The 22,210-nt window shown below is 71.1% G+C and carries 19 protein-coding genes; 12 read left to right on the top strand and 7 right to left on the bottom strand.

What is annotated here, in order from left to right; all coding sequences use genetic code 11:
- Positions 1 to 72: 72 nt before the first annotated feature.
- Entirely contained in the window at positions 73 to 1,272 is a 1,200-nt protein-coding gene (locus FLX08_RS11695; protein WP_244312562.1) for a sensor histidine kinase, read from the bottom strand.
- 93 nt (positions 1,273 to 1,365) lie between these two features.
- The gene (locus tag FLX08_RS11690) at positions 1,366 to 2,226 is read right to left on the bottom strand and encodes a RecB family exonuclease (protein WP_142618782.1); all 861 of its coding nucleotides are present in this window, start codon (positions 2,224 to 2,226) and stop codon (positions 1,366 to 1,368) included.
- A 160-nt stretch (positions 2,227 to 2,386) separates the two neighbouring features.
- Here FLX08_RS11690 and FLX08_RS11685 point away from each other — a divergent pair, with 160 nt between their 5' ends.
- Positions 2,387 to 3,556 (top strand): site-2 protease family protein, encoded by a 1,170-nt coding sequence (locus tag FLX08_RS11685; protein WP_142618780.1) that lies wholly within the window; start codon positions 2,387 to 2,389, stop codon positions 3,554 to 3,556.
- A gap of 243 nt (positions 3,557 to 3,799) precedes the next feature.
- A complete protein-coding gene (locus FLX08_RS11680) occupies positions 3,800 to 5,317 on the top strand; it encodes an FHA domain-containing protein (protein ID WP_142618778.1) in 1,518 nt (505 codons plus the stop codon).
- A gap of 43 nt (positions 5,318 to 5,360) precedes the next feature.
- Here FLX08_RS11680 and FLX08_RS11675 read toward each other — a convergent pair whose 3' ends face one another.
- Entirely contained in the window at positions 5,361 to 5,951 is a 591-nt protein-coding gene (locus tag FLX08_RS11675; RefSeq protein WP_142618776.1) for a TetR/AcrR family transcriptional regulator, read from the bottom strand.
- 52 nt (positions 5,952 to 6,003) lie between these two features.
- Here FLX08_RS11675 and FLX08_RS11670 point away from each other — a divergent pair, with 52 nt between their 5' ends.
- Positions 6,004 to 6,924 (top strand): carbohydrate kinase family protein, encoded by a 921-nt coding sequence (locus tag FLX08_RS11670; RefSeq protein ID WP_142618775.1) that lies wholly within the window; start codon positions 6,004 to 6,006, stop codon positions 6,922 to 6,924.
- A 65-nt stretch (positions 6,925 to 6,989) separates the two neighbouring features.
- Entirely contained in the window at positions 6,990 to 8,213 is a 1,224-nt protein-coding gene (locus tag FLX08_RS11665) for an aminotransferase class III-fold pyridoxal phosphate-dependent enzyme (RefSeq protein WP_142618773.1), read from the top strand.
- 114 nt (positions 8,214 to 8,327) lie between these two features.
- Here the strand turns inward: FLX08_RS11665 and FLX08_RS11660 are convergent, their stop codons facing one another.
- Entirely contained in the window at positions 8,328 to 9,440 is a 1,113-nt protein-coding gene (locus FLX08_RS11660) for a GNAT family N-acetyltransferase (RefSeq protein WP_142618771.1), read from the bottom strand.
- A gap of 151 nt (positions 9,441 to 9,591) precedes the next feature.
- On the opposite strand from FLX08_RS11660, the gene FLX08_RS11655 reads away from it, so the two are divergent.
- From FLX08_RS11655 to dop, 4 genes are all read left to right on the top strand, one after another.
- The gene (locus FLX08_RS11655) at positions 9,592 to 10,455 is read left to right on the top strand and encodes a tRNA (adenine-N1)-methyltransferase (RefSeq protein ID WP_142618769.1); all 864 of its coding nucleotides are present in this window, start codon (positions 9,592 to 9,594) and stop codon (positions 10,453 to 10,455) included.
- A gap of 205 nt (positions 10,456 to 10,660) precedes the next feature.
- A complete protein-coding gene (gene arc / locus FLX08_RS11650) occupies positions 10,661 to 12,424 on the top strand; it encodes a proteasome ATPase (protein ID WP_142618767.1) in 1,764 nt (587 codons plus the stop codon).
- 260 nt (positions 12,425 to 12,684) lie between these two features.
- Positions 12,685 to 13,938, top strand: a complete 1,254-nt coding sequence (locus FLX08_RS11645; RefSeq protein ID WP_244312561.1) for an acyltransferase family protein — start codon at positions 12,685 to 12,687, stop codon at positions 13,936 to 13,938.
- Between the two features lie 75 nt (positions 13,939 to 14,013).
- Positions 14,014 to 15,531 carry a depupylase/deamidase Dop gene (gene dop / locus FLX08_RS11640; protein WP_142618763.1) on the top strand — a complete coding sequence of 506 codons (1,518 nt, stop codon included), beginning with the start codon at positions 14,014 to 14,016 and terminating at the stop codon, positions 15,529 to 15,531.
- A 74-nt stretch (positions 15,532 to 15,605) separates the two neighbouring features.
- Here dop and FLX08_RS11635 read toward each other — a convergent pair whose 3' ends face one another.
- Positions 15,606 to 16,121 (bottom strand): type 2 periplasmic-binding domain-containing protein, encoded by a 516-nt coding sequence (locus FLX08_RS11635; RefSeq protein ID WP_142618761.1) that lies wholly within the window; start codon positions 16,119 to 16,121, stop codon positions 15,606 to 15,608.
- Positions 16,122 to 16,214: 93 nt separating this feature from the next.
- Here FLX08_RS11635 and FLX08_RS11630 point away from each other — a divergent pair, with 93 nt between their 5' ends.
- The 3 genes from FLX08_RS11630 to FLX08_RS11620 all read left to right on the top strand — a co-directional run bounded on the left by FLX08_RS11630 (position 16,215) and on the right by FLX08_RS11620 (position 18,651).
- Complete coding sequence (locus FLX08_RS11630; protein ID WP_142618759.1) at positions 16,215 to 16,907, top strand: response regulator transcription factor; 693 nt, start codon at positions 16,215 to 16,217, stop codon at positions 16,905 to 16,907.
- 4 nt (positions 16,908 to 16,911) lie between these two features.
- Entirely contained in the window at positions 16,912 to 18,201 is a 1,290-nt protein-coding gene (locus tag FLX08_RS11625; protein WP_142618757.1) for a sensor histidine kinase, read from the top strand.
- 90 nt (positions 18,202 to 18,291) lie between these two features.
- Positions 18,292 to 18,651: a PepSY domain-containing protein gene (locus FLX08_RS11620; protein ID WP_142618756.1), complete on the top strand. Its 360-nt coding sequence runs from the start codon at positions 18,292 to 18,294 to the stop codon at positions 18,649 to 18,651.
- Between the two features lie 637 nt (positions 18,652 to 19,288).
- On the opposite strand, the gene FLX08_RS11615 is transcribed toward FLX08_RS11620, so the two are convergent.
- Positions 19,289 to 20,020 (bottom strand): hypothetical protein, encoded by a 732-nt coding sequence (locus FLX08_RS11615; protein ID WP_142618754.1) that lies wholly within the window; start codon positions 20,018 to 20,020, stop codon positions 19,289 to 19,291.
- A gap of 465 nt (positions 20,021 to 20,485) precedes the next feature.
- Positions 20,486 to 20,626, bottom strand: a complete 141-nt coding sequence (locus FLX08_RS40515; RefSeq protein ID WP_167530368.1) for a hypothetical protein — start codon at positions 20,624 to 20,626, stop codon at positions 20,486 to 20,488.
- Positions 20,627 to 21,105: 479 nt separating this feature from the next.
- On the opposite strand from FLX08_RS40515, the gene FLX08_RS11610 reads away from it, so the two are divergent.
- The gene (locus FLX08_RS11610; protein WP_142618752.1) at positions 21,106 to 22,017 is read left to right on the top strand and encodes a helix-turn-helix domain-containing protein; all 912 of its coding nucleotides are present in this window, start codon (positions 21,106 to 21,108) and stop codon (positions 22,015 to 22,017) included.
- Positions 22,018 to 22,210: the final 193 nt, after the last annotated feature.

Raw genomic sequence — 22,210 nt, 5'->3', positions numbered from 1 at the left:
CGGGCCGCCGGGTGGAGGGGGACACCCTGATCGTCATGGTCTGTCCTCAGAGGGGCTCTACGTGCGGGGGCTTCACTTCAAGGGGAACCGGGCGCGGACCTCGAACCCGCCCCCGGTGCGGGGACCGATCCGCAGAACTCCACCATAGAGCGCCACACGCTCGCGGATGCCGACGAGGCCGTGACCCTTGCCGCCGATACGCACCGACTCCTCCGCCGCGCCGCGCCCGTCGTCCTCCACGTGGATGCTCAGCTCGTTCGGCTCGTGCCGTACGGTCACCCAGGCGCGGGCCGCGGGCCCGGCGTGCCGCAGGCTGTTGGTCAGCGCCTCCTGCACGAGCCGGTAGGCGGCCAGATCCACCCCCGGCGGCAGGCCGCGCCGCTCGCCCTCGATCGACAGCCGGGTCCGCAGCCCCGCCTCGCGCATCTGCTCCACCAGCGCGGGCAGGTCGTGCATGCCCGGCTGCGGCCCGCGCTCGGCCGGGCCGTCGGTGCGCAGCACGCCGACGATGCTGCGCATCTCCGCCATCGCCGTACGGCCCATCTCCTCGATCGCGGACAGGGCGTCCCGGGCCACGTCGGGCTTGGTGTCGAGCATCTTGCGGGCGGCGGCGGCCTGGACCGTCATCACGCTGACGTGGTGGGCCACGACGTCGTGCAGCTCCCGGGCGATGCGGGAGCGCTCCTCGGCCCTGGCGGCCCTGGTGTCGGCCTCACGCGCCCGCTCCAGCCGGTCGGCCCGCTGCACCAGCTCGGCGAGGTAGGCGCGGCGCAGCCGCAGCGCCCGGCCGCACACCCAGCACAGCAGCAGGACGGAGGCGACGACGACGTGGTCGGTCCACGACGGGGTGATGACCCCGGCGATCGCGCTGGCCGCGTAGGAGGCGAAGGAGACGACGAGGGCGACCAGGCTCAGCGCCAGCCCCCGATAGGCGGCCACGGAATAGAGCAGGACGAGCGCGCCGAACCCGCTCAGACCGGGGTCGTAGTCGAGCGTGTCGAGCACCGCCTGAGGGACGCAGGTGGCCACCAGCAGCACGAAGGGCCGGCTGCGGCGCAGGGCCACGGGCAGCGTGCAGGCCGCCGCCAGGATCAGGTTGAGCGCGTCCGCCGGGCGCGGCGTCCCGGACCGCAGCCAGCCGGCGCCTTCCCCCGGGCCGGCCGAGGCGATCCACGCCAGGGACGCGGTCGTCAGCACCACCGCGAGGATCGAGTCGTAGACCAGGGGACGAGCCCTGAGCCAGGACCGCATGTTGCCGGGGGTGGTGCGCACGTACCAAATCTAGGCGTTCGCCCCTCGCGGCCACCCTGCCCGGGAGGGATATCCCCCCTCCTCCTCGCGGAGGAGCCCGCAGCAGTCCGGGCGTCACAGCTCGTCGCTGGCCGACCTCCTGCTCACGCGGGCGGACAGCCCCGGCTCGCGGTCGGGCACGGGCGGCGGGGTGCCGCCGAACTCCGGGCACAGCGCCTGGTGGTCGCACCAGTCGCACAGCCGGGAGCGCCGGGCGCGCCACTCACGGGTGCGTACGGCACGCTCGATGGCCGCCCACAGGGCCTCCACCTTGCGCTCGGTCGCCCGCAGGTCGGCCTCGTCCGGGACGTAACGGATGATCTCGCCGTTGCCCAGGTACATCAGCTGGAGCATCCGGGGGACCTGGCCGCTGCGCCGCCACAGCGCCAGCGCGTAGAACTTCATCTGGAACAGCGCCTTGGCCTCCCACTCGCGCCCCGGCGCCGTGCCCGTCTTGTAGTCCACGACCCGCACCTCGCCGGTCGGGGCCACGTCGAGCCTGTCGATGTAGCCGCGCAGCAGCAGCCCGCTGTCGAGCACGACCTCGACGTACATCTCCCGCTCGGCGGGCTCCAGCCGCTGGGGGTCCTCCAGCGTGAAGTAACGCTCGACCATGCCGCGGGCCTGGGTCAGCCAGGCGTCCCGCTCCGCGTCGTCCTCGAACAGCCCGGCGTAGTCGGGCTCCTCGGCGAGCAGCCGCAGCCACTGGGGCTCCAGCAGGTCCTGGGCGGCGGCGACCGTCCGCGCCTCCGCGGGCAGATCGTAGAGCCGCTCCAGCACGGCGTGAACGAGCGTGCCCCGGACCGCGGCGGCCGAGGGCCGCTCGGGGAGCTGGTCGATCACCCTGAACCGGTAGAGCAGGGGGCAGGTCATGAAGTCACCGGCCCGGGAGGGGGATAGCGCCCCGATCACGGCGCGCTCTTCGGCGAGGGTCATGCCGGAACTGTAGGACACCGGGCCGACAGAACGCTCCCGCCCCGCCCCTCCCGGGGAGCCGCGGCGCCGATCACACGGTGCGCAACGGGCGGGCGAGCTCTTAGGCTGATCTCACGCTCCGGCACGTAGCATCGAGGAGCGTGGGAGGGGAAGGCGGCACATGAGCACACCTGTCAAGGAGTCCACTGGACTGCGGATGGGGCGGCCCTTCGGCATTCCCGTCTACGTCTCGCCCACGTGGCTCATCGTGGCGGCGTTCATCACCTACAGCTTCCAGCCGGTCTTCGCCGCCAGCCTCCCCGGATACGGGCTCCTCGGCAGTTCCGTGGTGGCGCTGGTCTTCGCCGTCCTGCTCTACGGCTCGGTCCTGCTCCACGAGCTGGCGCACTGCGTCGTCGCCAAGCACTACGGCCTTCCGGTGCGCAGGATCACCCTCTACATGCTGGGCGGCGTCTCGGAGATCGAACGCGAGCCCGAGACGGCGGGCCGGGAGTTCAACGTCGCGCTCGCCGGGCCCCTGCTCTCGCTGGGCCTCGCGGCGATCGGTTATCTGGTGTCCGCGGTCGCGTTCGTGACCGGTCCCGTCGACCCGCTGTCCATGTTCCTGCGCCCGCCCGACGGGCTCGTGCCGGTGCTGATCTGGCAGCTCTGGTCGTCCAACCTGATCGTGGGGATCTTCAACCTCCTCCCCGGCCTGCCGCTCGACGGCGGCCGGATGCTGCGGGCCGCCGTGTGGAAGGCCAAGCGCGACGCGGGCATCGGCACGCTGGCCGCCGCGTGGGTCGGCCGCGGCGTCGCGATCGCGCTGGTCGTGGTGCCGCTCCTGATGAACCTGATGTCCGGCCAGGAGCCCGGCATCGGGAGCATGCTCTGGACGGTGGTGCTGGCGTCGTTCATCTGGCTCGGGGCCTCCCAGTCGCTGCGGGTGGCCCGCGTACGGGCCCGGCTGCCGCAGCTGCGGGCCCGGGTGCTGGCCCGCAGGGCGATCCCGGTCACCGCCGAGGTGCCGCTCTCCGAGGGCCTGCGCCGGGCGCGGGAGGCCGGAGCGGGGGCCATGGTGGTGGTCGACCACGACGGGCGGCCGGTCGGCATCGTCAACGAGGCGGCGGTCAACGCCACTCCGGAGCAGCGCAGACCGTGGGTGAACGTCGGCGCGCTGTCCCGATCTCTGGAGCCCTCGCTCGTGCTCGGCGCCGATCTGGAGGGGGAGTCCCTACTCGACGCCATGCGGGAGGCCCCCGCGCCGGAATACCTGCTCGTCGAGCGGGGCGGTGAGATCTACGGCGTGCTCGCCACGGCCGACGTCAACCGCATGTTCAGCGGTGTGTGAGCGGCCCGGGGAACGGCCCGTGAAACGTCCCGGCCCGCCGGGGCGGCCCACACGCCCGCACGCCGGGCCCCGCGCGCTTCCGCAGGTCGAAACGGGGGCCGGCCACCGTCCGGGCACCCCTCGCGCGGTCCCGCAGGCCGCTTCATCGTTCTTTTTTGCTACTTTCTGGGGTGATCGATCCGGCACATGGCGTGCCGGCGATGGTGCCGGTCATCCGGTGGCGTTTCCGGAGGGAGAACTTCTGTGACGGAACAGGGCGTGGGGGTGGTCCGCCCGCTGCCGGGGGAGGGCGTGGTCGCCCATCTGAACGGGTTGCTGCTCGTGTGCGCCACCGGTGGCGACCACCCGGTCGAAGACCTGCTGGCGGCGCTGAACGAGACCGCCACGACGGGCGGGGACGGCCGGGCGCTCGCCCGGCGGGTGGCCCAGGTCCTCGCGCGCGCCATGGACAGGTCGATCGGCGGCGAGCCGATGGCCTGCGCGGTCGCCGGTCCCGCCGGAGGCGGCGTGGCCGTGCTGGTCAGCGGGGCCGCGTACGCGACCGTGTCGGGCGGGCCCGACGGCGAGGTCCGCCTCGCCGGGCACGACGCGCTGACCTGGACCGATCGTCTCGTCAACGGTGCGGTGTCCCGGGTCGAGCTGCGCCTGCCGGGAGCGGGCCCGTCGAGCCCGTACGCCCGGCTGGACGGCGGTGTGGTCACCGGGGCCGGGCTGGAGTGCGACTTCACGCGGCACGGCGACCTCGCCTTCCCGCCGCTGCCCCCGCGCCCGCCCCAGCCCCAGCCGCAGCAGCAGGGCGTGCAGCCCTCGCCCATCGGCGCTCCGGAGCCGATCGCCCCGCGCGGGCCCGTGGTGCCGTCGACCGTGCCGCCGCCGCCCGTGTCGCCGTTCTCCGGTCCGCTGTCCGGCGGGCCGTCGGGGGAGCAGGGGGCGCCGTCGCCGGGACCGTCCCAGCCCCTCGCGCCGCCGCCCGTCCAGCCGCTGCCTCCGCTCCCCGACCCGGGGCCCGCGCACCACTCGGGGCCGCAGCCGCTGCCTCCGCTGCCCGAGCCCGCCGAGGACCGGGGCGCCCTGCACGACCTCAACCCCCCGCACGACCTGAACCCGCAGCATGACCTGAACCCGCAGCACGACCTGAACCCGCCGCTCGACCTGGGCGGGCCGCATGACCTCGGCGGTCCTGACGGCCCGCCGAGCGGGCCGTTCGAGCCGGTGCCGCACGCGCTCGCGGACGAGGAGCCGGGCGACGCGACCCAGCTGGACGCGACGCCCGAGCCGGAGCAGCGGCCGATGGTCTACGGCGTCGACTGCAAGAACGACCACTTCAACGACCCGCGCGCGCCCTACTGCGCGGTCTGCGGCATCCCGATCGACCAGCGGGCCGTGGTGCCCTACAAGGGTCCCCGGCCGCTGCTCGGCGTGCTGCTGCTCGACGACGGCATGGCGCTGCCGCTGGAGGCCGACTACCTGCTGGGCCGCGACCCCGAGCGCGCGCCCGAGGTGCAGTCGGGCGAGGCGAGGCCGGCCAGGGTGACCAGCCCCGACGGCTCGGTGTCGCGCCGTCACCTGCGGGTCTTCCTGGACAACTGGGACGTCAACCTGCTCGACCTGGGCTCGGTGAACGGCACCCAGATCCAGCCGCCCGGCGACCCCAACTTCTACGACATCCCGCCGAACGAGCCGGTGCCGATACTGCCCGGCACGACCGTGCGTGTGGGCGTCTCGCGCACGATGCGGTACGAGCCCCACCGCACCGCCTGACGATCCCGAGGCCGCCGGGGCAACCGGCTCCCGGCGGCCCTCGTCAGGCGCGCAGCCTGTCGATCTCGCCGAGGATCAGCCGTTCCAGCCGCTCGGCGGTGACGTGCGCGGGATACAGCAGCCGGTGCATGCTCAGCCCGTCCACGAGCGCCAGCAGCCGCTCCGCCACGTCCTCCAGGTCGTCGTCCGTACGGATCTCACCGGCCTCGGCGGCGCACCTGAGCAGGCTCGTCACCAGAAAGCGGAGCTCGGCGGCCTCCCGGCGCTGGACCTCGAGCAGCGCGGGGCTGGTCAGGCTGCGCCCCCAGAAGCCCACCTCCAGCCCGGTCTCCCCGGCCCGCTCGTCGTCGAGCGGCACGTTGTCGAGCAGCAGTTCGCGCAGCGCCTCCAGGCCGGTGCGGCCCGACAGCTTCTCCCGCAGCCGGTCGGTGATCCGGCGATGGGACGCCTCCAGGGCCGACAGCAGGATCTCGTCCTTGTCGGCGAAGTAGTGCGTGAGCACCCCGTTGGAGTAGCCGGCCTCCTTGGCGATGGCCCGCGTCGTCGCGGCCTCGATGCCCTCGCGCAGGATGATCCGGCGCGCCGCCGCGACGACCTCGCCCCTGCGCTCCTCGTGATTGACGATCTTCGGCATGGTGCACCACCTCGGTTGACATTTTAGTCGGGCGCCCGTCTATTATCCGCTCATGACGGTAGTGACGGTCGGCGTGCATATCGTCGACGTCCTGGCCCGCCCGGTCGAGTCGATCCCGGCCGGTCAGGACACCCACCTGCTCGAGCAGATCCGCATCACCGCGGCCGGCGCCGCCGCAGGCACGGCCGTGACCCTCGCGAAGATCGGCGTGCCGGTCGCCTCGATGGGCGCCGTCGGCGACGACGAGCTCGGCGACTTCCTCCTGATGATCATGGCGCGGCACGGCGTCGACGTGAGCGGCCTGGTGCGCAGGCAGGGGGAGCAGACCGCCGCCTCCATCCTGCCCATCCGCCCCGACGGCGGACGGCCCTCATTCCACGTGCCCGGGGCCAACCTCGGCCTGGCGACCGCCGACCTCGACGCGGATCGTCTCACCGGTGCGAAGGTGGTGCACCTCGGCGGCATGGACGTCACCTGGGGCCTGCACGACCCCGCCTTCTTCGAGCTGCTCGACAAGGCCCGCGAGGGCGGCACGACCGTCACGCTCGACCTGCTGTCGAACATGCCCGACCTCATGCCCGGCGTCCGCGCGTTCCTGCCTCACGTCGACTACCTCCTGCCGAACGAAGAGCAGGCGCTCATGCTCAGCGGGGCGGCGACGCCCGAGGAGGCCGCGGCCGCGCTGCTCGCCGAGGGACCCACGGGCGTGATCGTCACCCTGGGGGCCGCCGGCAGCCTCGTGGCCACCGCCGACGGAGTCACCCGCGTGCCCGCCCTCGACGTGCCGGTGGTCGACACCACCGGCTGCGGCGACGCGTACTGCGCCGGGTTCGCGGCGGGACTGCTGCACGGCCGCGACGTCCTCGGCGCCGCACGCCTCGGCACCGCCGTCGCCGCACGGGTCGCGGGCGGGCTCGGCTCCGACGCCGGGCTGGACGGCTTCGTCGCCGCCGGCCACGGCCCGGACGCCTGACGCGGCTCCCCACCCGGCCCCCGCCCCCCGACCTCTCCGATTTCCCGATCCCAGGAGTGCCGCCCATGTCCCTCGACGCCTCCCTGCGGGCCCGTGCCGCGAAGGTCATCCCCGGTGGCATGTACGGCCACCTCAACGCGGCCCTGCACGGGGACCGCTACCCCCAGTTCTTCGTACGCGCCGAGGGCGCCCGGCAGTGGGACGCCGACGGCCGTGCGTACGTCGACCTGATGTGCAGCTGGGGGCCGATGATCGTCGGCCACCGCAACCCGCGCGTGGAGGCCGCCGCCGCCGCGCAGCAGGCGGAGGGCGACTGCCTGAACGGCCCCGGGCCGATCATGGTGGAGCTCGCCGAGTTGCTGGTGGACCTCATCCCCTCGGCCGACTGGGCCATGTTCTCCAAGAACGGCACCGACGCCACCACCCAGGCCCTCATGGTGGCCAGGGCGGCGACGGGCCGCACCAAGGTGCTGGTCGCCCACGGCGCCTACCACGGCGCCGACCCCTGGTGCACGCCCGGCCTGTCCGGCGTCACCCCCAACCAGCGGGCGGACACGATCCAGTTCACCTACAACGACCTCGCGAGCGCCGAGGCCGCCGCGGTCCAGGCGGACGGCGACGTCGCCGCCATCCTCGTCACCCCGTTCAAGCACGACTCGTTCGAGGACCAGGAGGACGCCGACGCGGAGTTCGCCCGGGGCGTGCGGGCGCTGGCCGACCGGATCGGGGCGGCGCTGGTCATCGACGACGTACGCGCCGGGTGGCGGCTCGACCTGCGCGGCTCGTGGGAGCCGCTCGGCGTGCGCCCCGACCTGACGGCCTGGAGCAAGGCGATGGCCAACGGTTTCCCCATCGCGGCGGTCACCGGGACCGACACGCTGCGCGGGGCGGCCCAGACGCTCTACTCGACGGGCTCCTTCTGGTTCTCCGCGACGGCCATGGCCGCCGCCAAGGCGACGATCGAGATCCTGCGCGAGACCGACGGCCCCGCGCTCATGCACCGCGCCGGGACCCGGCTGCGCGAGGGCCTCGCCGCCCAGGCACGGGCGCACGGCTTCGTGGTCCGCCAGACCGGCCCGGTGCAGGTGCCGTGGCTGTCCTTCGAGGGCGACGAGACCCTGGAGAAGGGCATCGCCTGGGCCGGGCACTGCCTGGAGGAGGGGGTCTACCTCCACCCCTGGCACAACTGGTTCCTGTCGGCCGCGCACACCGACGAGGAGATCGACCGGGCACTCCAGGGCACCGACGCCGCCTTCGCCAAGCTGCGGGCCGCGTACGGAGCCGACTGAGGGACCGGCCTCAAGGGCGTGGGCGGGACGCCCGGCGGGCGTCCCGTGCCGCGGACGGCCCGCGCTCGGGTGCCGGGTTCCGGGCGGCATCCGGGCGCGGGAGGTCCGTTCCGCTCAGGGGCGTGTCCGCGCCCACTGGATGTCGTCGAGCCGGGTGTCTCCGGGGCCGGGCAGCAGCCCCTTGACGAGGTGCTCCCGGACGAAGCCCGCCCGTTCGAGCACGCGCTGGGAGGCCGTGTTGCCGGGGTTGGTCCCGGCGATGATCCGCCTCAGCGGCGTGCTGGCGAACGCCCACTCGACCAGCAGGTCCACCGCCCGCGTCACCAGGCCCCTGCCGCGGAACTCCGGACGGAGGCTGTAGCCGAGCATCGCCTGGCCGAGCGGCGGGACGACGCCGGTGAGCTGGATCTCCCCGGCGAACTCGCCGGTCGCCGCGTCCCTGATGGCGATGTCCGCCCGCTGGCCGGTCAGCCATCGATGCCCGGCGTACCGGCAGAGGACCTCGCTGCCTGCGTACTCCGGCGGCACGGGCGGCACCGACGAGTCGATCACGTCCGGTAGGGACGCCAGCGCAAAGTAGTCGGCGGCGTCGGCCGTGGTCAGCGGCGTGAGCCGGACGACGCCGTCGGTGAGCGAGCCGCCGGGGAACCCTCCGGGGAAGAACGGCAGGAAGGGCGTGATCGGGTCGCCGGGATCGGTGCTCAGCCGCCCGAACACGGCGAGGTCGGCAGGGGTGCCGTCCCGGGGACCGCCGGCCCCGCGCAGCACGCCCTCGTGGGCGAAGCCGCACCGCAGGGCTACCTGCTGGCTCGCGACGTTCTCCACGTCGGCGTACAGCTCGATCCGCGGGACGCCCCGGGCGAAGGCCCGTTCGGCCAGCGCCCGCACGGCGGCCGTGACGACGCCACGCCCGCGTGCCCACGGCGCGAGCCAGTAGCCCACCTCCGTCCCGCCGAACCGGTCCTGCGGCTTGAGCCCGGCGGTGCCGAGCACCTCGTCCGTGGCGGCATCGGCGACGACGAAGTCGGCGCCGCCGTTCTCCCAGGTGGCGGGCACGGTCTTGGTGATCCACGTCAGCGCGTCGTCCCGCGTGTACGGGGAAGGGATGAAGGGGATGAACCTGGCGATCTCGGGGTCGGCGCAGGCTCGGGCGATCTGGTCGGCATCCCCCTCGACGGGCAGGCGCAGCACGGCCGGCCCGGCGGGGATCGCCTCTTGGGGCAACATGTCACATTGTTACCAGCAGCGACTCCGCACCGGCCAGGTCTTTTCCCGGCCGCCGCCGCTCCCCGCCGCGTTGCCGCCCGCCCAGGAAGCACCCCCGGGACACCGCTCCGCGCGGGCGAATCTCGTCGGTCGCGGCACTAGCCTTTTCCGCATGGGTTTTCGCAGGCACGGCCCGTTCCAGGCCGGAGATCAGGTCCAGCTCACCGACCCCAAGAACAAGCGGCACACGGTGACGCTGAAAGAGGGCGGCGTCTTCCACACGCACAAGGGGTCGATCCCGCATGACGACCTGATCGGACAGCCCGAGGGGTCCGTGGTGCGGTCCTCCGGCGGCACGGCCTACCTGGCGTTCCGGCACCTGCTCGCCGACTACGCGGTGTCGATGCCGCGCGGCGCCGCGGTGGTCTACCCGAAGGACGCGGCTCAGATCGTCGCCATGGCCGACATCTTCCCGGGCGCCCGGGTGGTCGAGGCCGGCGTGGGCTCCGGCGCGCTCACCTGCTTCCTGCTGCGCGCCGTCGGCTCGGAGGGGAAGGTCACCTCCTATGAGCGGCGCGCCGACTTCGCCGAGGTGGCCACCAAGAACGTCGAGAAGTTCTTCGGCGGCCCGATGGGGCAGTGGCGTCTCGTGGTCGGTGACTTCGTCGACGCGCTGGACGAGACGGACGTGGATCGCGTCATCCTCGACATGCTCGCCCCTTGGGAGTGCGTTGACGCGGCGGCGAAGTCCCTTACTCCTGGGGGAGTTATCTGCTGCTATGTTGCGACGACGACCCAGATGTCCAGAACCGTGGAAACACTGCGGGAGCACGGGAGTTTCACCGAGCCTCACGCGTGGGAGACCCTGGTTCGCGACTGGCATGTCGAAGGTCTCGCCGTACGGCCCGACCACCGGATGGTCGGCCACACGGGGTTTCTGGTGATGGCCCGTCGCATGGCGGACGGCGTCACGCCCCCGCCGCGGCGCAGGCGTCCCGCCAAGGGGGCGTACGGAGAGGGGATCGAACAAGTGTGACGATTCAGCCACAACCCGGCAAAGCCGCGTGACACGGGAACATTTGGGTGTGTTCCTAATGGTGAACCGAACAATCGGTCCATAAGGTATCAAACGCCGAACACCCAACGTAACTACACGAACACTGCCCGGCCAGGTTACGTACAGCGCCAAGATAGGTAGGGTCTTGAGTAGTCGTTCTCGACGGGGAAGGAGGTGACGGGGCGTGGCAGCTCGCGACGACGCTGAGGCTCGAGCCGCGCAGCGCGAACGGGAGGTCGCGGATCTCACAACACAGGTCTCCTTCCTGCAAGAGGAGATCACCGCGTTGCGCCGGAAGCTGGCCGAGTCTCCCCGGCAGGCCAGGGTCATCGAGGAGCGCCTCCACGAGGCACAGGCTCAGGTGGCCGCTCTCACAAGCCAGAACGAGCGTTTGGTCTCCACCCTCAAGGAGGCCAGGGACCAGATCGTCGCCCTCAAGGAGGAGGTCGACCGGCTGGCGCAGCCGCCATCCGGATTCGGCGTCTTCCTCGAAGCCAGGGATGACGGCACGATCGAGGTGTTCACGGGCGGGCGCAAGCTCCGCGTGAACGTCAGCCCGGCGGTCGACGTCGACTCGCTCAAGCGTGGCCAGGAGGTCATGCTGAACGAGGCGCTCAACGTCGTCGAGGCCCTCGGCTACGAGGACGTCGGCGAGATCGTGATGCTCAAGGAGTTGCTGGAGAGCGGCGACCGCGCGCTCGTCATCTCGCACGCGGACGAGGAGCGGGTCGTCAAGCTCGCCCACTCGCTGCTGGACCAGCCGCTGCGGGCCGGCGACTCCCTCCTGCTCGAACCCCGATCCAACTACGTCTACGAGCGCATCCCCAAGTCGGAGGTGGAGGAGCTCGTCCTCGAAGAGGTCCCCGACATCTCCTACGAGGAGATCGGCGGCCTCGGCCGGCAGATCGAGCAGATCAGGGACGCCATCGAGCTGCCCTACCTGCACGCCGACCTGTTCCGCGAGCACAAGCTCCGCCCGCCGAAGGGTGTGCTGCTGTACGGCCCGCCCGGCTGCGGCAAGACGCTCATCGCCAAGGCGGTGGCCAACTCCCTGGCCAAGCAGGTCGCGGAGAAGACCGGCCAGTCGGGCAAGAGCTTCTTCCTCAACATCAAGGGCCCGGAGCTTCTCAACAAGTACGTCGGCGAGACCGAGCGGCACATCCGCCTGGTCTTCCAGCGGGCGCGTGAGAAGGCGTCCGAGGGCACCCCGGTGATCGTGTTCTTCGACGAGATGGACTCGATCTTCCGCACCCGCGGCTCCGGTGTGTCCTCCGACGTCGAGAACACCATCGTTCCCCAGCTCCTTTCGGAGATCGACGGTGTCGAGGGCCTGGAGAACGTCATCGTCATCGGCGCCTCCAACCGCGAGGACATGATCGACCCGGCGATCCTGCGGCCCGGCCGCCTGGACGTCAAGATCAAGATCGAGCGGCCCGACGCCGAGGCGGCGAAGGACATCTTCTCGAAGTACCTCGTCAGCGACCTGCCGCTGCACCCGGACGACCTGGCCGAGCACGGCAGCAGCCGCGAGGGCACGATCGCCGCGATGATCCAGCGGGTCGTCGAGCGGATGTACGCCGAGAGCGAGGAGAACCGCTTCCTCGAGGTGACCTACGCCAACGGCGACAAGGAGGTCCTCTACTTCAAGGACTTCAACTCCGGCGCCATGATCCAGAACATCGTGGACCGGGGCAAGAAGATGGCCATCAAGGAGTTCCTGGAGACCGGGCAGAAGGGTCTGCGGATCTCGCACCTGCTGGCCGCCTGCGTGGACGAGTTCTCCGAGAACGAGGACCTGCCCAACACCACCAACCCCGACGACTGGGCCCGCATCTCCGGCAAGAAGGGCGAGCGGATCGTCTACATCCGCACGCTCGTGCAGGGCAAGCAGGGCACCGAGGCCGGACGGTCGATCGACACGGTCGCCAACACCGGTCAGTACCTGTAACACCCCGGCTCCGGCCGGACCGGCGCCATCGAGGAGCGGCGCGACCCGCGGGTCGCGCCGCTCCTCCGGCGTTTCAGGCCCTTTCCGGCGCGGGGACGTGGGGAGGGCAACAACAGGAGGGGCATAGGCGACCATTGATAACGATCGTGATCTGAGGGAACCGAAACCCGGGCTGATCACGTCAAAGAAGGCATGATCTTTCTTGGCTCGCACGGATGACCGCTGTGGGACAGCCTGTGAGACAGCCGGCAGGACGGCCCGTGCGACAGTCCGCTCCGGTCTCGGCCGCGCCGGACAGGGCGCCGGACAGGGCGCCGGACAGGGCGCGGGACAGGGCCCCGGCGCGGGGCGCCGCCGCCGCCAAGGGCCGCCGCCTGGTCGAACTCGACGTCCTTCGGTTCGTGGCCGCGTTCGCCGTCATGTCCTTCCATTTCATGGCGGCCAGCAAGTCGCTGTGGGACGAGTACCCCACCAAGCTGTTCGAGCCGGTCGCCCGCCTGACCACGCTGGGCATCCTCGGGGTGGAGCTGTTCTTCCTCATCAGCGGGTTCGTCATCCTGATGAGCGTCTGGGGGCACACGGTCGGCGAGTTCGCGGTCTCCCGGGTGTCGCGGTTGTATCCGGCGTACTGGTTCGCCGTACTCATGATCTTCGTCATGTACCGCTTCAGCGGGGTCGCGGGGTTCGACCCCAAGCTCAGCGATGGCGAGTATCTGCTCAACCTGACCATGTTCCAGGGGGCGTTCGGCGTGGGCCACGCCGGCGGCGTCTTCTGGTCCCTCTGGGTGGAGCTGCGGTTCTACGTCCTCGTGGCGCTGTTCTCCCTCGTGGGGATCACACTGCGGCGCTGCCTGGTGTTCCTGGCGGCCTGGTCCGGCCTGGCGCTGCTGGCCGAGCTCACCCAGAACGAGACGCTCGTCTTCGTCTTCATGCCGCGGCAGGCGCCGTACTTCATCGCGGGCATGGCCTTCTTCCTGATCCACCGCTTCGGCGCGCGTTCCGGCGCCTTCATGCCGTGGCTGCTGGTCGCCGCCGGCTACGGGATGTCCCTGTACGCCGCCATGGAGCGCGTGGGGGAGCGGGTGCGCCTGGTCGGCATCAAGCATTACCCGGCGCCCCCGGAGGCCGTCGTCATCGCGATCACCGTCGTCTATCTGCTGATGGCCGCGGTCGCCCTCGGCTGGTTGCGGTGGGTGCGCTGGCGTCGCCTGGTGACCCTGGGGGCCCTCACGTATCCGCTCTATCTCGTGCACCAGACGGTCTCGGCCGTCGTGATCCCCGCATATCGGGACGTGGTGGATCCGTGGCCGCTGGTCGTGATCACGATGGCGGTCTCGATCGGGCTCGCCTACCTGATCTACCGTATGGTCGACAAACCCGGTCAGCGCTGGCTTCGTGCCAGGCTGGGGGCCCTGCTCGACCGCTTCCGGCGGTCCCGCCCCCGGGGCGGCGGGGGTAGCTCCCGGACTACGAGGGCTATTCCGGCGCAAAGTCCCGAGGCATCTGTGCCGTAACTGTTCGGTAGCAGGGCATAGAGAAAGGGCTAGGCTCGTATATGACTACGACGGCCTGATACAGGCGGGGTGCGAATGACGGTTCGGCGGGTGATGGGCATCGAGACCGAGTACGGCATCGCCGTGCCAGGTCAACCGGGAGCGAACGCGATGGTGACCTCCTCACAGGTCGTCAACGCGTACCTGGCGGCGTCGGCCGCCCGGGCTCGCCGGGCCCGGTGGGACTTCGAGGAGGAGAACCCGCTCCGCGATGCCCGAGGGTTCGACCTGGCCCGTGAGGTGGCCGATCAGAGTCAGCTCACCGACGAGGACCTCGGCCTCGCCAACGTGATCCTCACCAACGGCGCGCGCCTCTACGTCGACCACGCCCACCCGGAATACTCCACGCCCGAGTGCACCAACCCCCGTGCCGCGGTGATCTGGGACAAGGCGGGCGAGCGGGTGATGTACGACGCCGCCGTGCGGGCGTCCGCCATGCCCGGCAACGCCCCCATCCAGCTCTACAAGAACAACACCGACGCCAAGGGCGCGTCGTACGGGTGCCACGAGAACTACCTCATGCGCCGCGCGACGCCGTTCGCCGACATCGTCAGGCACCTCACGCCGTTCTTCGTGTCGCGGCAGGTCGTCTGCGGCGCGGGCAAGGTCGGCATCGGCCAGGACTCGCGCGGCGAGGGCTTCCAGATCAGCCAGCGGGCCGACTTCTTCGAGGTCGAGGTCGGGCTGGAGACCACGCTCAAGCGGCCGATCATCAACACCCGCGACGAGCCGCACGCCGACCCGGAGAAGTATCGCCGCCTGCACGTGATCATCGGCGACGCCAACATGTCGGAAATTTCGACTTATTTGAAGCTGGGCACGACGGCGCTGGTCCTCGCGATGATCGAGGAGGGGTTCCTCACCATCGACCTGACCCCCGAGTCGCCGGTCGCGGCGCTGCGCGCGGTCTCCCACGACCCGACCTGCAAGTACGAGATCGCGCTGCGCAACGGGCGGAAGATGACCGCCGTGCAGCTGCAGATGGAATACCTGGAGCAGGCCCGCAAGTACGTCGAGGACCGCTTCGGCTCGGGCGTCGACGACCTCACCAAGGACGTGCTCAACCGCTGGGAGTCGGTGCTCACCCGGCTCGCGGAGGACCCGATGCAGCTGTCGCGGGAGCTCGACTGGGTCGCCAAGCTGGAGATCCTCGAGGGCTACCGCACCCGCGACAACCTGCCGTGGTCGCATCCGCGGCTGCAACTGGTCGACCTGCAGTATTCCGACATCCGTCCCGACCGCGGCCTGTACAACCGGCTGGTCGCCAGGGGCCGCATGCAGCGCCTGGTGACCGACGAGGACATCGAGCGGGCGGTCGAGCTGCCGCCCACCGACACCCGGGCCTACTTCCGCGGCCGGTGCCTGCGGCAGTACAGCGAGTCGGTCGCCGCCGCGTCCTGGGACTCGGTCATCTTCGACATCCCTGGCCGCGAGTCGCTCCAGCGGGTGCCGACCCTGGAGCCGCTGCGCGGCACCAAGGCGCACGTGGGCGACCTGCTCGACCGGTGCCGTACGGCCGCCGACCTCGTCGCCGCCCTCACCGGCGAGGGCTGACCGGGGCACGGCGGCGCCGGTACCGACGGTCCGGCCGGACGCCGCCGCGATCGACGTCGGCCGGTGTCTCCCGGTCAGCCGTCGTGCCGGGTGATCCGGGGGACCGGGACCCCACCGGAGCAGCGCACCTCCACCTCAAGCCGGTCCTCGTCCGACTCGAACTTCACCCGGGCGCGGTCGTCCGGCCCCGGGTCGACGTCGTCCACCTCGAAGCCCTGCGCAGGCGTCCACGACTGGAGCCGTACCAGCTCGCCGTCGCATCGGGCGATCACGCTGCCCGCGTCCGTGGAGACGAGCCTGCGCCAGGTCGCGGGCGCGGCGCCCGGCGTCCGTACGCCGGACGGGCCTGCCGAGGCGTCATCGGAGGGGACGGCGGCAGGGGAGGGCGCGCCGGGGCTGCCGCCCCGCGTGTCCTGGGCGAGCGGTGTGTCCTGGGCGAGCGCGACGCGGATCTCCTCGGCCGTCATCAGCCGCTCCGCCGACCCCGTGAGCGGCCGGCCCAGCAGGCCGAGCACGGCGACACCCGTGCCGGTGGCGAGGACGGCGGCCAGCAGCCACCCGGCGACGGCGAGTGCGAGACGGCTGTTCACGCCGCCACTTTCCCACTCCGAACGCTAAGGGAACGCTAAGGCCCGGATAACGGACTTATGCCGCTTCCACCGGGCGGCTACCGTAACGGTCAAATGCCAAGCGTGCTGCTCATCGAAGACGACGCCCCCATCCGCACCTCCCTCACCCGGAGCCTGCGCGACCGCGGGCATGCCGTCTCCTCCGCCTCCACCGCCCTCGACGGCCTGCGGTCGGCCGTCGAGGACCGTCCCGACCTCATCGTGCTCGACCTCGGCCTGCCCGACATGGACGGCGCCGACCTGCTGCGCATGCTCCGCGCGGTGAGCCGCGTGCCGGTCATCGTCGCCACCGCCAGGGACGGGGAGGCCGACATGGTCCGCCTGCTCGACGCCGGCGCCGACGACTACGTGGTCAAGCCCTACAGCGCCGCGCAGCTCGACGCGCGCATCCGCGCCGTGCTGCGCCGGATCGACACCGGGCGTACGGACACCTCCCTGACGGTGGGGACGCTCCGCGTCGACCCGGGCGCCAGGGAGGCGACGCTCGACGGCGCGGTGCTGGACCTGACGCCGCGGGAGTTCGACCTGCTGCACTATCTGGCGGCACGGGCCGGGCAGGTCGTGACCAAGCGCGAGCTGCTCACCGAGGTCTGGCGCATCCCCTACGGAGGCACCGACAAGACGGTCGACGTCCACCTGTCGTGGCTGCGCCGCAAACTCGGCGAGACCGCGCAGCGTCCGCGCTATCTCCAGACCGTCCGCGGGGTGGGCGTACGCCTGACCGCGCCGCCTTCGCCCGCGGAATGAGCCGATGAGGCGCTGGCTCGCGGCCCTCGTCGCGGCGACCACGTCGCTGGTCCTGGTGTCACTGCTGGTGCCGCTTGCCTTGCTGGTGCGGTCGGTGGCGCACAGCGAGGCCGTCGCCTCCGCGACCCGGGCCGCCGAATCCGTCGCCGTGGCCGTGGGCGCGGTGGACGAGGAGACGCTGCGGCTGACCGCCGAGCAGGCGGGCGCGTCGAGCGGACACCCCGTCACGGTCTTCCTCGCGGACGGCCGCGTGCTCGGGGCCCAGGCGGCCCGCACCCGCGCCGTCGACCTCGCCGCACGCGGCCGGAGCCTGACCGCGGCCGTGCCGGGCGGCAGGGAGATCCTGGTGGCGGTGCAGGGCGCGCCGGGCGGCACGGCCGTCGTCCGCGCCTTCCTCTCCGACGACGATCTCGACCGCGGCGTCCACCGGACCTGGCTCGCGCTGCTGATCCTCGGGGTCGCCCTGGTCGGGCTCGGCATCCTGGTCGCCGACCGCCTCGCACGCGCGGTCGTGCGGCCCACCACGGCGCTCGCCCAGGTCTCCCACCGCCTCGCGAAGGGCGACCTGACCGCCCGGGCGACCCCGCAGGGCCCGCCGGAGGTCCGTACGGCGGGCCTGGCCCTCAACCACCTCGCGGGACGCATCTCCGACCTGCTCGCCGAGGAGCGCGAGATGGTGGCGGACCTCTCCCACCGGCTGCGCACACCGCTGACCGGCCTGCGGCTCGAAGCGGAGTCGCTGGCCGATCCCGGCGAGGCGGCCAGGATGGAGGCCCGCGTGGACGCGCTGGAGCGGGCGGTCACCGCCGTCATCAACGACGTGCGGCGGCGGTCGCGGGAACGGGCCTCCTGCGACGCCGTCGCCGTGGTGCGCGACCGGGTGGAGTTCTGGTCGGTGCTGGCGGAGGACCAGTCGAGGTCCTTCACGCTCGACCTCGTGCCCGGCCCGCTGCCGGTGGCGGTCGCGGCCGAGGACCTGGCCGACTGCGCCGACGCCCTCCTCGGCAACGTCTTCGCGCACACCCCCGACGGGACGTCCTTCCGCGTGCTCCTGGCCCCCGGGCCCGACGACGCGGCGGCCCTGACGGTCTCGGATGCCGGTCCCGGCTTCGGCCCCGGCGGCCCGCCGAGACGCGGGGAGAGCGGCGCGGGCTCGACGGGGCTCGGGCTCGACATCGCCCGCCGCGTGGCCGAGGAGTCGGGCGGCTCCCTGACCGTCGGCCGATCGGATCTCGGCGGCGCCGAGGTGCGCCTGCTCCTGGGCTCGGCCCGCCGCGACTCGGACGGGCGCTGACGCAGGGGTTCCGCCGGTGCCGGAAGAAGGCAGCGATGCTTTAGGGATCGCTTAGCGCGGCCCTAACATGATCGCTGCGAACCTCGACGCATGAGACAGACAACGAAGATCGCTCTCGCCGCCGCCGTCACCGTCACCGCACTGGCCGCCGGCGGAACCGCCGTCGCGGCCGCGGCGCCCGCCCCGCTCTCCTCGGCCGCCTCGGCCTCCCTCTCCCAGGCCTCCCTCTCCCGGGCCTCCGCCTCCACGGCCGCGATCACCTGGCGCCAGGCGGTCGCGATCGCGAAGAAGCGGGTGCCCGGCGCGCGGGTCACCGAGGTCGAACGCGAGTGGGAGCACGGCTACCGCACCTGGAAGATCGAGCTGCACAAGGGTCACACGGAGTACGACGTCTACGTCGCGATCGCGACCGGACGGATCATCAAGTTCCGCGTCGACCACGACGACTGACCACAGGAAACGCAGGAAGATCCGGCTCCCCCGGCCACCCACGCGGGGGAGCCGCCCGGCACGAGGCCGGGCGGCCGGGTGGCCGGGGCTACCGGGGTGCCATGGGTATCCGCCGCCGCACCGCTTGTCGGCGAAGATGCGGATGCAGCCGGCGGCTTCGAGCGCGCGGGTCTGTCGGTCGAGGCGCTGATCGCGGGCTGTGCACGCGCTGGGAGACCTTCCCGCACCGGGAGCACGCCGCCTGCGTGGAGACGGTCCTGGCCCGGATCCGTACCGACCTGCCTGACCGGGACACCTGGTCAATCTGTAGGCAGGCCAGGTGAGGGAAGAGAACCGCGAGCAACTCAGAGATCGTCACCCAGCATGATCAGCAACACCGGCAGCCGAGCGCGGGAAGATCACAAAATTAGTGCCAGAGCCACTATCGGGAGTCCGTTGACAGACACGAACGGGGCGCCCTCGGCCGATTGTCGGCGAGAACGCCCCAAGGACGTGCGACGGCACCTCGTCCCCGCCACCCGGTCGCGCGATCCTGCCGGGCTCCGGTGTGAAGGTTGTCAAAACAAGGTGGGGACGCCCCGCGGACTGATGCCGCATAGATTCCTCACACCGAACTGAAGAGACTAGCCTAGGTGCTCTAGCGGGGCGGGCACGAAATAGGGCTGTATCCATACCCCATGTACCCGACACCGCTAGACCAGTCGGTGAACCCGACCATTGCCCAGGCCTGGATGCATCGATCGCCGGCGAGAATGGTGACGGACTTGGTACGGGTATGCACGTCCTTCACGGAGTTTTCGGCCTGCGGGGACGGGTCGTTTCTGCCCCACGGGTGAGCCCTTCGGCACTCGTCGGCAGTGCGGCCACATGCCCACAGGGATACTTCCATGTCCTTAGAAAAGCGTTCGGCTGCTGCGCTGGTGTTGGTGAAGGCGCAGACCCGGCTGCCACTGCGGTAGATGTGCAGGTAGGCCGCTTTCATAGCCTTTCGACTGCCCGTGGCCATGATCTGAACGTGGCCGATGCGCCTGCCGCTGCAGGAGGTCTGGGACTGCTGGGCCGAGGCATGGGCTGGGACCTCGATGAGGGAACCGCCCAGGAACAGCCCCACGGCCAAGCCTGCTGTGGAAGCCGTGCGCAGCACAAAGGAAATCGTGGACACAGGAATCCTTTCGTTGGCGCCGTTTTTTTCGGCGGCGTGGGTGAGGGCAGAGTGGCGCAGGTCGTGCAGGGCCCTGCTGATGGCGGCGGGCGAGCTGGTCGGGGTCGGTGATGTCAGCGCGCCGGTGGGACAGGCGGGCCCGGCCGGAGTCGGGTCGAGGTCGGCGGCGGCCAAGGCGACGCGGGCGCGCCGGTCGGTGAGGTACACCGGTCCTTTGGTGCGGCCGCCCGGAGGAGTTTGGAGAGTAGGCGGCGGTGCCGTCTGATGTTCATCCAGGGCTCCGAATCCAGGATCACCGAAGTGTCATCCTTCGAGGCCGTCTGCTTGGCCGCTGACAACCTCGAAGGGTGATCAACTTCGGGGCGGGGAAGAACTTGTCACCAGCCCCATGACTCTCCGTGGCCCTTGCAGGAGTGGCACACGCCATCCCCGCCGCAGGCGTCGCACTTGGGCCGGGAGAAGAAGCCATCCAGCTCCCCCGTCCCATTACACTTGCGGCACTCGCCGTTTCCTTCGCATGACTTGCATCGGGGCATCAGCTCGGTCCTTCCTGGTGTCGCGGCTTGAGCAGCCGCAGTCGATGTTCGAGCGTGGATCTGTGGTCCGTTTCGTCTGCAGTGATGCGCCGACGGCGACGGGGCGAGCAGGGGCCGATCCGCCGCTGTCGGGGGTCTAACGCTTGGACACCGTTACCGCGAGAATCCGCCCCCAGCGCGCATCGTTGAGCACCTTGCCGAAGTAGTAGTTCGGGGCCGTGCTGACCCCGCTGACCAGCCGCCTATCGTGGTTGAGAATGTTGCTATAGGTCTTCATGATGGCCAGGGATTTCGTCAGCCCGGGCAGCAGCTCCGGAGAGGTTGAACATGCAGACCTTCCCGAAGACTGGCTGGACGGCCGCATGTGCGGTCCCGGCAGCCGGGCTGGACGTCAGGGCCCATGGCCGTCATAGCGGCGGCAGCAGCCCTCTCTTCGTGCTGTGATCAGCATTGCTCCCCTTAGGTCAGTTGAAAGACACTGCTCGCAGTGATCCGCATCGCTAGGCTCGGCGGATGCCGGAATGCTGAGACGTGGGTGATCTGCGAGCTTGGCGAGCCATGTGGGCGTCGCCGGATTCAGGATTGGGGAGATCGTGGAAGCGCCACCAGTGCTGTTGGCGGGGGTCGCGTCCCGCCCGGATCCCGGCCCGATCCCGATTGCTCTTCGCGGCTCTCACCTGCGGAACCGTCCGGCTTTGGGATGGCGGAGGGATAGTGACGGGATATCGGGATGTCCGCGACGATGCAGGAGCGCCGATGGGAAAGGTTCCTAGTGCAGCGAGGGTGGTGCTCGCTCAGAAACTGCGCGCCAAGTGGGTGACTTCCGGCGGCCTGAAGTTGGACCAGGTCGCGGCGAAGCTGAAGGTGAAGCTGCAAGACCAGAACGTCAGAGGACTGAGCGACACGGCCTTGAGCCGCTATCTGAGCACGGAGCACACCACTCTGCCTGAAAAGGCGGTGCTCACGGCGTTGGCGGAGATCTTCGGGGCCAGCGCCGAGGAACTGGACGAGTGGCACGAGCTGCAGAGGCAAGCAAGGGGCGACCAGCGGCAGCGCCAGCTCCAGCGCCCAGCCCCCACCCCCGAGGTGCCTGCTGCTCAGGCCCGCGACTCGCCTGCCCCTGTGGCCATGCACGCAGGAGACTCTCCTGATAATCGCGAGCGATCGCGGCCTCGGCGGCGGCGCGGGCGCTGGCTCGTCCCAGTGGCCGGTGCGGGGGCCACCGTGGTGGCCGGCCTCGTGCTCGTCCTCCTTCTCCACGCTCCGGGCGAGGAGACGGCGGCCGTCGCCACGTCGGCCTCGCCGCCGCCCGCACCCGATCCCGGATACGGGTTCGCCATGCGGATCGACCGCATGGCCTTTCGCATCCTTTCGCGGGAGTGGACTCAGACGTCCGCCGGTGACGTCGAGCTGTGGTGGAACAACTCTTGTCCAGAGGGGACGACCACATACTGGGTGGCGCTCCGGCCCACGGGCGAGGCCGCGCGGTTTAGCTGTAACTCGTGGCAGTACCGCAAGTGGGCGGGTGTCCCGGCTGGGACCTACCACCTGGAGTTTTGGAAGGACCAGGACGGCCGGTCCCTCCACGGCTCCGGCGCGATGCGGGCCAGCGTGCCCATCATCGTCCATCCCAAGCCTGTTCCGGTCCCGCACCCTGCGGCGAGCTGACATCGCCCCCCGGGCCAGCGATGAGGCTGGGCCGGAGCGGTCGACGTCGACGAGGACGTCGACCAGCGGGACGTCGCCTCGGGCTTCCTTCCCACCCCCGCCTCACGACGGCGCAGTTGCCTCCGGCTCGGAGTCAGCACTACCTCTGTCTCCAGGGGACTTTCACCCCCAAGCGATCGCCCATGACGGGCGT

The organism is Microbispora hainanensis, assembly GCF_006874475.1.
Taxonomy (GTDB): Bacteria; Actinomycetota; Actinomycetes; order Streptosporangiales; family Streptosporangiaceae; genus Microbispora; species Microbispora hainanensis.
The sequence above is the reverse complement of the archived record's forward strand: the minus strand, read 5'-3'. Positions and strand labels throughout refer to the sequence as shown.